The organism is Rothia endophytica, from assembly GCF_928381505.1.
GTDB lineage: Bacteria > Actinomycetota > Actinomycetes > Actinomycetales > Micrococcaceae > Rothia > Rothia endophytica_A.
The window spans coordinates 433,676-445,893 of sequence record NZ_CAKMSJ010000001.1 but is presented as its reverse complement, the minus strand read 5'-3'; the positions used below and the strand labels follow the sequence as shown (position 1 = coordinate 445,893).

Genomic DNA, 12,218 nt, shown 5'->3' with positions numbered 1-12,218 from the left:
CTCATTCCTATGGTTGAATCACCCTCATCGATAGAGCTAACCCCTGATAAACGTTCTCTGCTTGAAATCCGTACTGTGCCTGCCCCGGTGGCAGAGGCAGCAGCTCGCAAACGCTCCCGCGCCGCGGCTAAAGGGGAGAGCGAAAGCCCACTTGCCCTGGTGCGTCGTGCCCGAAAAATCAACCGAATTTTGGGGGAAACCTACCCCTACGCCGTAGCTGAACTCGATTTTGCCAACCCCTACCAGCTCTTGGTGGCAACCGTGCTCTCAGCCCAAACCACCGACGTCCGCGTCAACGCCACCACCCCCGAGCTCTTTGCCCGCTACCCGGACGCCGCGGCCCTGGCTACAGCGCGTATTGAAGAGGTCGAAGAAATCGTGAGGCCGCTGGGCTTCTACCGCTCCAAGGCAAAGGCAATTGTGGGGCTTGCCGAGCGGCTGGTCGCTGATCACGGTGGGGAAGTGCCGGGAAAACTAGAGCAACTGGTCAAACTCCCCGGCGTAGGCCGTAAAACTGCCTTTGTGGTGCTGGGTAACGCCTTTGGGCGCCCCGGCATCACCGTGGACACCCACTTTGGGCGCATGGCCCGCCGCTTCGGCTTTACCGACTTAGAAGACCCCGTCAAGGTGGAACACGCCGTCGCCGCTCTCTTTGAGCCCAAGGACTGGACCAATCTCTCCCACCGGCTGGTCTACCACGGCCGGCGTATCTGCCACGCCCAAAAACCGGCCTGCGGGGTCTGCCCCGTTGCTGACCTCTGCCCCTCCTATGGCACCGGCGAAACCGACGAAGACAAGGCCCGGGCACTGATGAAATACGAGATGGCGCCCGGGCGCGAACACCTGCACCTGCGCTTTCTACAGGGAGCCACCCGCCAAGAACTCCGAGCAGAAGGGCACGGCCTCAATGCCTGAGAATATTTCGCACAGCCACCCCACACGCACCCAGCTCCTTGAACTACTGGAACGTAACCCATCGGCGATAGAAGGCGCAGATACCTGGCGCATTGGCCGCATCGACCCCGAAAAAGCCCGCGATGCTGCCGTGCTCATCCTCTTTGGTGTGCTCGATGACAGCCCCTCGGAGAGCCACTGCGGAGCGGTAGGGGATGACATAGACCTGCTGATACTGGTGCGCTCTGACCGGTTGCGTCACCATGCCGGTCAGCCTGCCTTCCCCGGCGGACGGGTAGACCCAGAAGACCACGACGAGGCAGCTCGACTAGGCGTCCCCGTTGCCCAAGTGGCTGCCCTGCGCGAAGCGGTTGAGGAAACCGGGCTGGATGCCAGCGGGGTAGAGATACTAGGCCAGCTAGAACCCGTTGCCCTACCGGTCAGTAACTTTATGGTGACCCCGGTGATTGCCTGGTGGACGCTGCCCACCCCCGTCGCTGCAGTGGATACCGACGAATCCACTCTGGTAGTGCGCGTGCCGGTAGCAGACCTGCTAGACCCGCAAAACCGCCACACCGCCGCCGTCAACAGCGCCTATAAGGTGCACAAGTCACCCGCCTTCGATGTGCACGGAGACCACGAAACCTTCACCATTTGGGGCTTTACCGGCTTCATTCTCTCCAACCTCTTCAAAGAACTCGGCTGGGAGCTACCCTGGGACCCCAAAAAGATGCGGGATATCGGAGTCTAGAGAAATGTCGTTAAGCTGACTAGGTGGTTGAGCAGGTGGGAGCTGTAAGGGCCTGCTGACCCTCTCGCCCGGTTCGCTAGCGCTCACAAGGCGATTCACGCCCAGCCTCACAGGTTCGGCTGATTCCGCAATTTTTTCATTCCTCGCGCGCTCGGAAAAATTTGCTTCATCGACCAGCATGCCCTTACAGCTCCCACCTGCGTGACCGCACACATCACGCGCCCCTTACTTGGCCTGGGAGTAGTCGTCGGTCGTTACTGCCGTGACCGGGAACTCTACGTCGGTAGGGCCAAAGATGAGTTCAGCGGCGGTCTGAGCGCTTTCCCTTACAATCTTGGCGCACAGTGCCGCCTCGTTCTGCGGGCCGTAGATCATGATTTCGTCGTGTAAAAAGTAGACCAGGCGGGACCGTAGACGGTGGCCGAAGCGCCGTTCGGTGCGCAGGCGGCGGCGGATCTGCGCCATCCAAATCACCGCCCATTCAGCGGCGGTGCCCTGAATAACGAAGTTACGGGTGAAGCGGCTGTGGGAGCGCGCTGCCGTTGCAGCAGCTCGCTCTTTTTCTGCTGAGGATCGGTCGCGCTGAGCCTCAAACCAGGCGTGGGAGGGGGCGGGGGACGTCCTACCTAAGAAGGTCGTGACCTGACCGCCGCGCAAACCGATTTCTGCTGCCTTTTCGGTGAAAGCGATGGCTTGGGGAAAGAGCTTTTTGAGGTGGGGCATGAGCTGCCCTCCCTCACCGGTGGTGGCACCGTACATGGCAGCTAGCAGAGCAATCTTGGCGTGGGAGCGGTCTGCCAGAGCGCTGCCAGTACGTTTGCCGATTTCTGCGATACCCAGGTAGAGGTCGGTGTCGCGGCCCGCTACAGCTAGAGCTCGGTCCCCACTCATAACCGCCAGAATACGGGGTTCGATTTGGGCGGCATCTGCCACGGTAAGCAACATACCTTCTTCGGCGTGCACGGCGGCGCGGACGTCCTTGGGGATCTGCATGGCACCGCCCCCGTGGGCACCCCACCTGCCAGTAGCGGCGCTCGCCACCTCATAAGCAGGATGAAAGCGGTTGTCCGTTACCCAGGCGTCCAGCCATGCCCAGCCGTTAGCGGTATAGAGCCTTGCCAGACGTTTGTACTCCAGCAGGGGGCGTACCACCTGCCAGCGGGATTCGCGCAGGTGCGGGGCGGAGTTCGCCCATTCGGTGAGCTCCCACTTGCGAGTGCTGGTGACCGAGAAGCCCGCGGACTGAAGTGCTCGCAATACCTCATGAGGGGAATCCGGGTTGAGGTTGGGTGCCCCCAATTCTTGGCGCAGACGGGCAGCTAACTGTTCGAGCTTGTAGGGGCGCTGATAGCCTGCCGGGCGGGCACCAAGCTGGTGCTCTAAAATCTTTTCGTGGATAGCCCGGTTCCAGGGCATCCCGTAGTGCTTCATTTCTGCGGCAATAATGGCACCCTGGGATTCGGTGGCTGCCAGCAGGGCTAACCTCTCCGGGTGAGGAGCCGTTTTGATGGTGGAGAGCTGGGCCTGCAATTCCTCGAGAAGTAGGGATGCCGTAGGGGCAGGTGCCTGTTCGTCACGGCTGGCTGTTGCCTGCGGGGCATCGAAGAGAGACTCCTGGCCCTCAATCTGGCGGCGGGCCGGCAGGGCTCCGGCTGGCTGAGCTTCCTTACTGAGATCCAGTACCGGGGTGAAGCTGATGCCGTTTTGGGCTCTGGATGCGGCGGTCACCAAGAGGCGCTGAACCAGGCGCAGGTCGTGGCAGCTGCTGGGGCTGGCACCGGCCTGCAAGAGCATGGGCATCATTGTGCGGGCATCTGCCCATGCCCAACGGATTGTGCGGTGGGTGTTGTGCTTTTCCACCGTTTGAACAAAGTCCGCTATTTTTCCCAGAGGAAAGGTGCGGTGGGTACCAGAGCCGGTGTCATTGAGTGTGATGGCCTCCCAGAGCGCATCACCTGCCCCACCGAGGTTCTCCCCGGTGGAGGTGTCTGCGGGCCCGAGCACAATATACATTCTTCTATTATTCCTGTTTTTCTAGCCGCAGGTGTAGACAGGGCACAATTCCTGTGGCATAAAGAGGGGCAGAAAAGGAATTCGCCCGGGGCGCTTAAGGATAGCCATGCGCCATGCAAGCCAATCACCTGCCACTGAGCTGGACGCTGACGATCAGTTAATTGATACCGATCAGCTACCGCAGCTCTACCAACTGGCACGGAAAGGCACGCCGAAACTGGGCAGAGCAAGGGAACCGGGCTCTTCGAGTGAAGGCCCTTCCCATCAGCACGCCGTTGACCAGCCCCCAAACGTAGACCGTATTGAACTATCAGTGCGCAAGGCCCGCAGCCGCTTCTTTGAGCTGCCACCCGAAGAGGTAGGAGCCAGCGCTGAGCAGCCCACCCTGCCCGCACCGGCTCCAGCCCCGCGTCCCCACACCGTGGCTGCTCTTGCCGGTACTATCACTGATTTTCGGCCCCTAAAGGTAGAGACAAAAGAGCCTGCTGTGCCCGCGTCTGACTCAGCGCACCTGGGTGCAGGGCCGCAAACTCAGAAACCTAGGACGCCAGAGAGCAGACGTAGCAAGGCGCCGGAAGCTCGCCTGCTCAACCCCACAGACCCGGTAAACTTACGCGGCCTTTTGGACGCTGTTGACGTCTCTTTGACTCCGGTAGAAGAAGACGCTGCCCAGAGCCGTCTCAGAGCAGAGTTAACCGGGCTGGGCCCCCTTGACCCCCTGCTGGGGATCCCTCAGCTGACCGATATTTTTGTCAATGGAACCGAGGTTTGGTACGAGGCCACGGGGCTGCTGCAGCGCTCAGATATTTCCCTTACCGATGAAGAAGAAGCTCGTGCTCTAGCTACCCGTCTGCTGAGCGCTGCCGGTGGCAGGCTGGATGATTCCCACCCCATCGCTGATGTCCAAACCGACAACGGGCTGCGTGTGCACGCCGTGTTACCACCCCTCAGTCGCGGTGGCACTCTGCTCTCTATTCGCCTGCGTGCCACCGGTGCCCCCACCCTGGCTGACCTGCAAGAACGGGGTATGTTGACCGAGGAAACCGTCCGCGTACTCACCCACCTGGTGCGGCAGCGCGCTAACTTTCTGATTAGCGGTGGCACCGGCAGCGGGAAAACCACTCTGCTCTCTGCCCTGCTGGCAACCTGCGGAGCGGACGAGCGGCTACTGCTGGTCGAGGACACCTCCGAACTCGCCCCAGACCACCCGCATACCGTCAGTCTGCAGGCGCGTGAGGCGAACACCGAGGGCAGGGGAGAAGTTACCCTTTCAGAGCTGATCCGGGCAGCCTTGCGGATGCGCCCCACCCGCCTCATCGTGGGGGAGTGCCGCGGCGCGGAAATCGCAGATATGCTCTCGGCCATGAATACCGGCCACTCGGGCACCGGCGGCACCGTGCACGCTAACTCCACTGAGGCGGTGCCTGCCCGCCTCTACGCTATGGGTGCGCTCGCCGGGCTGAGTGAAGCGGCACTAACTCTGCAAGCGGCGACCGCCCTGGACTACATCATTCACATCGATAGGGGCAGTGGTCAGCGTCAGGTGCGGGAGATTGCTCGGCTGACCCAGCAATCCGGGGCGTTGGTCGTCAGACCGGTGTGCCGGGTCGAGACAGGGCGCCGGGGCAGCTATCTTGCCTGGCTACCGGCGGGGGAAGAACTGCGCCAAGCAGTTCAGAGCGCTGCGGGTGAGAGCTCGTGAAACTGTTGCCTACCCGCCCTGCTGCCCGGCCGGGGATTGATGAACTCGAACTGTGGCCAGATCTCATGTGGCACCTGGCTGCACTGCTCAAAGCAGGGGTAAGCCCAGCTTTTGCCCTGGCAAAAGCCGCTGAAGAAGCAGCAGCGCGCCAGCGCCACCTTGAACGGCAACCGCAGGGCTTACTGGCTCGCTGGGATAGGGAGGCGACCGGGCTGCTCGCCGCAGTCGAAGACCTGCACCGCCTTCTGAGTACCTGCCTCATCGCTGCAGAAAGAGGGACGCCGGTCTCGCAGGCCTGTTTACACAGCGTCCAAACCATGGTGCGCCCCACCTCCCTTGAACGAACTCGGAGCTTGGCGGCCTGCTGGCAGGTCAGCGAGCGCACCGGTGCGCCCCTCGCTGAGGTGTTGGAACGGTTTGCCCGCTATTTGGAGAACGATATAGACCTCCTGCAGATGAGGGAGGCTGCCATGGGCGGCCCCAAAGCGACAGGTCGCATCCTCTCCTGGTTGCCCCTGTTGGGGCTGGGCTTGGGGTTGGTGATGGGGACGGACCCGCTAGGCGTCCTCTTCGGTTCGGTATTGGGCGCTCTAATCTGCTGTGTTGGTCTGACCCTTGCACTGGTGGGTAGCCGCTGGACAGCTCGCCTGATTTGCCGCGCTGAGAAAGGGGAGCTCTAGTGGAGGTGCTGATACTAGCAGTTAGCTCTTTTGCGTTGGTTGCGTCCTTTCTGCTGTGGCTCTTGAAGCGCAGGGATGCTCGCCGGGCTCAGGCGCAAGAACCTACCGCCGGTGCTAGTTCAGCGTCTGACGTTGCCCCTGGGGACACTTTGGACGCTGCCCTCTACCTGGATTTAGCTGCTTCTATGCTGGCTGCCGGGTTACCCGTACGTGCTCTACTACATCACTTGGGGCAGTTGGATGGCGGGCGCTACCATCTCTTTCTGGGCGGGGTGGTGATCAAGCTGGACGCCGGTGCCACCTGGTCCCAGGCCTGGGGTGAGACCGTGCCTAGATCTTTGACCGGTGTTCACTCAGCCCTGGGGCTGAGCCTGGAAACCGGTGCCCCCAGCGCTGATTTTCTGCGTATTCTGGCCGACCGGCAGCGTCGGCACCGGCAACGCTCCCTAGAAAAAGCTGCTGCCAAGCTGGGCGTAAAGTTGGTGGTGCCCCTGGGGCTCTGTTCCCTGCCTGCCTTCATCTGCCTGGGCGTGGTGCCGGTCCTTATCGCTATGATTCCCTCCCTGCTCTAAAAGGCGTGTACACAGGCTCGAAACCCAGCAAATCTTTCTGTCACAGTTGCTTCACACTTTCACCCATTACCGGGTAGCCGCACCGGGGCGAGGGGTGTAGTCTCAGCAAATTTTCCACAGCTTCCCTCAACCCTGGTAACCATCGATGACCTGCACGAAACTGGCAGTAGCCCGCTGAGGTGGTGAATTCCTTTTCCACCCTTTTCCTCTTACCCTTTCGCCCCGCAGCGGGCTAACACTCACCCTTTGACCTGAAAGGACGGCACCATGTCGCACCCTATACCAACGCCTTCTCACTCACTATCTTCTGCTGAAGAGCAGGACGGGAAACCCCTCACCGATCAAGCTCTTACCGGGGAGCTAGTGACCTCTTTGGATGACCCAGAAGCCGGTGCAACCACCGCTGAATACGGCATCGTCATGCTGGCAGCAGTTGGCTTTGCCGGTTTGTTGGTAGTGATCTTGAAGTCTGATGAGGTGCGCGAGCTCCTGCTAGGGATTGTGCGTAATGCGCTCTCGACCGGCGCCTAAAACTCACCCACGGCCTCTCGCCTGTGGCATCTGCCCCTGCGCTCTTCTGGAGCGGAGGAGCGGGTGCCGCCAGCGCGGGTCTGTCACCGCTGAATTTGCGGTTACCCTACCCGCCGTGGTGTTTGTTCTGGGGTTGGTTCTGGGTGCCGCTGCCCTGGGAATCGTGCAACTGCGTCTTGAAGAGGGCGCCCGTCTAGGGGCCCGAGCCGCTGCTCGCGGCGAGGGCGCAGAGACCGTTACCCGCATCGTCCAGGAAATTGAGCCTCGGGTAGCCGTATCGGTGAGTACCAGCGGGGAATTCACCCGGGTTGAAGCTAGCCGCACTGCGCCGGGTCTAATTGGTCAGCTCACCGGCTGGCAACTTGTCGCTGACGCCCAGGCGCTCACCGAAAGCGGTGGGCAGTGAGCCTTCGGCAGTCAAGCTTCTACCTTCCCCGTGAGGACGCCGAGCGGGGCAGTAATACCGTGGCATCTTTGGGGTTGATTTGCGTGCTACTGGTTCTGGGGCTTACCCTGGCAGGGCTGGTCGGTGTCGTGAGCGCCAACCACCGGGCCGCTACCGCTGCTGACCTAGCAGCCCTAGCCGGTGCCGATGCCGCCCGAGGGCTAACCAGCGGGCACCCCTGCTCCGTGGCAGCTGATGTGGCGGGGCGCAATGGGGCTAGTCTGGCTGGCTGTGCCCTCCCCTCGGATTTGAGCGGAACGGTGGATGTCCGCGTAACAATTCCTATAGAAGGGCCGTTCGCTTTCTTGGGGTCGGCTGAAGGTCTTTCACGTGCTGGGCCTCCCTCCGTGACGGTGAACAAGGGTTCCTAGCTCACCTAAGATCAAAGCCGCCTACCCTGGCTAGCTCTCCCAGCTTGGCCGTGAGAAAGCCGGAGGGCTAGAAAGGTGCCTCATTACTGTGCTGACCGGTCAGCGCTTCAACCGCTGAAACCACCGGCTGCGGTGCTCGCCCTGCATCGGCCTCCCTCTGAATCAGGGGTTTGAGGTGCGCCCTATTTTCATCCTCCGTCACCGCACCGGCATGGACCAAGAGAGCTCCCAGTAGTCGGGCCGCGGCGTCCTTCTCTAGAGGCTCGTTGCGATTGCCGCATTTGGGGCTCTGGACGCAGGAGGGGCAGCCGCGCTCGCATTCGCAAGCCAGAATGGTGTCAAGGGTGGCTCGCAGCCAGTGCTCGGCGGCTTCGAAACCGCGCTCGGCAAAACCTGCTCCGCCCGGGTGTCCGTCGTAGACAAAGATGGTGGGTTGCTCGGTATCAACGTGCAGGGCAGTAGAAAGCCCGCCGATATCCCAGCGGTCGCAGGTAGCGGTGAGGGGCAACAGACCGATGGCGGCGTGTTCTGCGGCGTGCAGGGCACCTGGCACCTCGCGTTCGTGGATTCCGGCTGCGTGCAGGACGGTGGCGGGGATGGTCCACCAGATAGCGCGGGTGTTGAGGCTCTGAGGCTCTAAGTCCAGAGGCTCGTCGCCCAGTACCTGCTGGCCAATCAGCGACTTGCGCTGATAGCCCACCACCTGGGAGCGCACCCGCACCGACCCAAAGTTCATGGTCACCGGCCCCTGTTCCACCGTCTGATCGGTGGCCAGCACGGTTACTTCGGTGATGTCCCGTGCTTGCGTGTAGTAGTCGGGGGTGGCTCGGCTTACGGCAATGACCCGGTTTTCCTCATCGAGGTCTTCCACCAAGAAAGTTTCACCCTGGTGGGTGTAGATCGCTCCGGGGTGCCCTTGTGCGTGGGCTGAACCGCCGTCCATGGTGCCCACCACTGCGCCGGTTTCTACCTCAATAATCTGCAGCGGTGAACTGCCACCGCGCAGTGAGACCAGGGCGGACGCTGATTCTGGGTGGGTCCAAAACCAGCCGGTGGGGCGGCGGCGTAGGTAGCCTTGCTCTACTAACTTCTCGAGAAGTCTGGGGGCGGTGGCTCCGAAAACAATCAGCTCTTCTGGGCGCAGGGGCAGCTCAGCGGCGGCTGCACAGAGGTGAGGGCTAAGAACGTAGGGGTTTTCAGGGTCAAAGACCGTCTTTTCAACTCCGGTCTCAAAGATGTCAGCCGGGTGGTGTACCAGATAGGTATCCAGCGGGTCCTCGCTAGCCACCAGCACCGCGAAACTGTCCTGCCCAGCGCGGCCGGCACGTCCAATCTGCTGAAAGAAGGAGGACCGGGTGCCAGGCCAACCGGCCACCAGCACGGCGTCCAGCCCAGCAATATCGATGCCCAGTTCTAGGGCAGATGTTGATGCCACCCCCAGCATCTGGCCGCTACGCAGGGTGCGTTCTAGCTCCCGGCGTTCTTCTGGCAAATAACCTGCACGGTAGGCACTCACCCTGGATGATAGACCGGGCTCGACCTCATCCAGGAAGCGCCCGGCGGTCTGGGCAATAGCTTCTGCCCCACGTCTCGACTTGATGAAGGCGATAGTGCGGGTTCGGTCAATCACCAGGTCTGTCAGCATTTCGGCGGTTTGAGTGATGACAGACTTACGGACGGGCGCTCCATTCTCACCAGGCCCGTTTTTACGGCCTCCGCTTCCTCCGGGGGCTTGGCTTGCACCCTGACCTGCAGATAGCCGGTCAGTCACCTGCTGGCTCTGGTCAAACTCAGGTTCCCAGAGCACCACATGGGTGGCACCCCGCGGTGCCGTGCTTTCGGTAACGGCGGTGACTGCCTCCGGCCGAGAACCAATTAAGCGGCTGAAGGAGGCGGCTGGCTCAGCACTGGTGGCTGAGGCGCCAATAAAGACCGGGGTGACACCGTAGTGCCGGCAGATTCTGCGAAGGCGCCGCAGGAGCACCGCCACGTGGGCACCGAATACGCCGCGGTAGCTATGAGCCTCGTCGATAATCACGTAGCGCAGCTTGCGCAGAAAAACGGACCAGTGACCGTGGTTGGGCAAGATAGCGTGGTGTAGCATGTCTGGGTTACAGAGCACCAGGTTGGCGCGTTCACGAATAAAGCGGCGGTCAGCGGCAGGGGTGTCGCCGTCGTAGGTTTCGGGCACCAGGCCAGGCAGATTGAGGGAGCGAAGTGATGCTAGCTGGTCGGCAGCTAGAGCTTTGGTGGGGGAGAGGTAGAGAGCTGTTGCCCTGCCAGAAATAAAGCCTGCCCCGCCCTCGCCGATTTCCCCTCGGTAGATAGCGTCCAGCGCCGGTAGCTGGTAGCCAAGCGATTTACCCGAAGCTGTGCCGGTGGCAAGAATAACGTGCCTGTTGCCAGGTGAGCTGTGGGCGGCATCTGCGGCCTCAACCTGGTGCCGGTAGGGCTGGTCCACACCCAAAAATTGGTAGGCTTCTACGACTCGGGGGTGTGCCCACTCGGGCCAGGGGGAGGTCACAGCTTCTTGGGCTGCTAAGGTCTGCACATGCGTGATTTGAGGTGGATGGCTGCCGTACCCCAGTCTCTGCAGCATCTCCCGCAATGCAACCGGGGCTGCGTCCACGGGGTGAGTGCCGGACGCCGGGCTAGGGGCTACTGGCGATTCACCGGGTGCGGGAGTTGGAACAGACATACCTCCCATTATCACCCCTGACCGCAGAGCACCCGTGCTGTTACCTGAGAATCAACCCCTTCTCCAGCAAACTTATACCGAGCTATGTGCCTAAGTCGCCGAAATAAAGTGCCACCTCTGTGACTTAGGCAATAGGGTGCGTGATAATGGAGGTATGAGTATTCCAATGAACATTCAAGACCAAAATCAGCCCGCTGAAAAGGAACCGGCGATCACAGTGCTCGACGATGAGCAGGTATGGGAGCTCATTAAGAGCACCAGGTTTGCCCGTCTGGGGACGCTAGGCGAGGACGGTTTTGTGCACATCACCCCTCTCAACATCGTGACTGACGGGGAAAAGATTTATTTCCGCACAGCAGCCGGCTCTAAACTAACTCAGCTGATTCTTGAAGAGAAAGTTACGGTGCAGTTTGATCGCGCCGAAGGTCATCATGCTCACTCAGTCAATGTTTTTGCTACCGCCCGCCTTCTCACAGGCTCCCAAGAAATTGATGAGGTGAAGAAGCTCAATCTGGCGCCGTGGCTGGATACCGAAAAGCTGGAATTCGTGGAACTAACCCCGCAGAAGTTAACCGGCCGACGCTTCCGTCTGGGGTACTAGAGTGCCCCATGCCAGTTAGTCTTTAGGGTGGGATAGGGCTACTCTTGCGCGCACGGTGCGGGTTTCCTTATCCCACCGGGTGAGGGCTACCAGGGCTGAGAGAGCAAGAGAGATGGCTACCATTTCGAGGTACTCTTCAGCGTGGGTAACCAGCACATAGGCAACCGGGTTGGTGGCGGTGTCTCCGTCCATAAAGAGACCTGAAATTGCTTCCAGAAAAAGCACTGCGGTCAGAAATATCAGCCCAGCTATGATCAGTGTTTTGCTGACGGCTGTGGGCAGAGAGCGCAAAAGAGGAACGGTAATCAGCACGACGGCCAGCGCTACGGGTGCCCCAAAAAATACCCAGGGCCAGGTGCTCACCGTTAGCCCCCAACGGTCAGCGAGCGCCCAGCCAACATGGTTGAAACTTTCATGGATTGATGCGGTTTCATCCATTGATGCTAGAAACCCGACCGCTGATAGGACGAACATGCGCCTGTCACCTAAAAGTACGCCTAACCCGGTTGCGGTAAGACCCAGAACCAGCCAGAGGCCGGCAGTGAACCAGACAATCAGGTTGCCTTCTCCATTAACGTCCAAGAGTCGGTGCAGCTCTCCTGAATGAAGCCAGGTCATCTCTGGTGCAATACGGTAGAGCAGGTGGCGTGCTCCCGAGAGAGCAGCGAGGATGGTGGCGGCAACTAGGAGGTAGGGGAAGAGAGCTAGTACAGGGTATTTGCCCTCCCTGTAGCTAGGGCGACCGGTAGACCTGCCCGGGGGCTCAGGTGCGCTATGCGAGCTTGCTGTATTCATGGAGTTTCTCCTTTTTCTGATGATGTTCCCTTATAGAGGTGGGCATCGTCGGGGTTACAACGACGTTCTAGGGACTCCCAGATAAAGCGGCCACCGATACATAACAGCATATGGGTCAAAGATTAAAATCACGTGAGTCATTCAAATATGTAATTATCGTGAGGC

Annotated in this window: 12 protein-coding genes; 9 read left to right on the top strand and 3 right to left on the bottom strand. The window is 60.6% G+C overall.

What is annotated here, in order from left to right:
• Positions 1–9 precede the first annotated feature (9 nt).
• Positions 10–915, top strand: a complete 906-nt coding sequence (nth, locus tag L6990_RS02060; RefSeq protein ID WP_237202401.1) for an endonuclease III — start codon at positions 10–12, stop codon at positions 913–915.
• Positions 908–1,645: an NUDIX hydrolase gene (locus tag L6990_RS02055; protein WP_237202400.1), complete on the top strand. Its 738-nt coding sequence runs from the start codon at positions 908–910 to the stop codon at positions 1,643–1,645. Before nth ends, L6990_RS02055 begins: the two co-directional genes overlap by 8 nt.
• 225 nt (positions 1,646–1,870) lie before the next feature.
• Here the strand turns inward: L6990_RS02055 and L6990_RS02050 are convergent, their stop codons facing one another.
• Positions 1,871–3,649, bottom strand: a complete 1,779-nt coding sequence (locus L6990_RS02050; protein WP_237202399.1) for a bifunctional 3'-5' exonuclease/DNA polymerase — start codon at positions 3,647–3,649, stop codon at positions 1,871–1,873.
• Positions 3,650–3,764: 115 nt separating this feature from the next.
• Between L6990_RS02050 and L6990_RS02045 the strand changes: the two genes are divergently transcribed.
• The 6 genes from L6990_RS02045 (at position 3,765) to L6990_RS02020 (ending at position 7,959) form a co-directional block, all read left to right on the top strand.
• On the top strand, positions 3,765–5,360 hold the full coding sequence (locus L6990_RS02045) for a TadA family conjugal transfer-associated ATPase (protein ID WP_237202398.1): 1,596 nt from the start codon (positions 3,765–3,767) through the stop codon (positions 5,358–5,360).
• Positions 5,357–6,040 (top strand): type II secretion system F family protein, encoded by a 684-nt coding sequence (locus L6990_RS02040; protein WP_237202397.1) that lies wholly within the window; start codon positions 5,357–5,359, stop codon positions 6,038–6,040. Before L6990_RS02045 ends, L6990_RS02040 begins: the two co-directional genes overlap by 4 nt.
• A complete protein-coding gene (locus L6990_RS02035; RefSeq protein WP_237202396.1) occupies positions 6,040–6,612 on the top strand; it encodes a type II secretion system F family protein in 573 nt (190 codons plus the stop codon). Before L6990_RS02040 ends, L6990_RS02035 begins: the two co-directional genes overlap by 1 nt.
• 267 nt (positions 6,613–6,879) lie before the next feature.
• Positions 6,880–7,143 carry a DUF4244 domain-containing protein gene (locus L6990_RS02030; protein WP_237202395.1) on the top strand — a complete coding sequence of 88 codons (264 nt, stop codon included), beginning with the start codon at positions 6,880–6,882 and terminating at the stop codon, positions 7,141–7,143.
• A 115-nt stretch (positions 7,144–7,258) separates the two neighbouring features.
• Entirely contained in the window at positions 7,259–7,549 is a 291-nt protein-coding gene (locus L6990_RS02025; protein ID WP_237202394.1) for a TadE family type IV pilus minor pilin, read from the top strand.
• Entirely contained in the window at positions 7,546–7,959 is a 414-nt protein-coding gene (locus L6990_RS02020) for an Rv3654c family TadE-like protein (protein WP_237202393.1), read from the top strand. Before L6990_RS02025 ends, L6990_RS02020 begins: the two co-directional genes overlap by 4 nt.
• Positions 7,960–8,026: 67 nt before the next feature.
• Here L6990_RS02020 and L6990_RS02015 read toward each other — a convergent pair whose 3' ends face one another.
• Positions 8,027–10,558: a Zn-binding domain-containing protein gene (locus L6990_RS02015; RefSeq protein WP_237202434.1), complete on the bottom strand. Its 2,532-nt coding sequence runs from the start codon at positions 10,556–10,558 to the stop codon at positions 8,027–8,029.
• A gap of 253 nt (positions 10,559–10,811) precedes the next feature.
• Between L6990_RS02015 and L6990_RS02010 the strand changes: the two genes are divergently transcribed.
• On the top strand, positions 10,812–11,258 hold the full coding sequence (locus L6990_RS02010; RefSeq protein ID WP_237202392.1) for a pyridoxamine 5'-phosphate oxidase family protein: 447 nt from the start codon (positions 10,812–10,814) through the stop codon (positions 11,256–11,258).
• A 15-nt stretch (positions 11,259–11,273) separates the two neighbouring features.
• Here the strand turns inward: L6990_RS02010 and L6990_RS02005 are convergent, their stop codons facing one another.
• Positions 11,274–12,053, bottom strand: coding sequence for a hypothetical protein (locus tag L6990_RS02005; protein WP_237202391.1), 780 nt, complete (start codon positions 12,051–12,053; stop codon positions 11,274–11,276).
• Positions 12,054–12,218 lie beyond the last annotated feature (165 nt).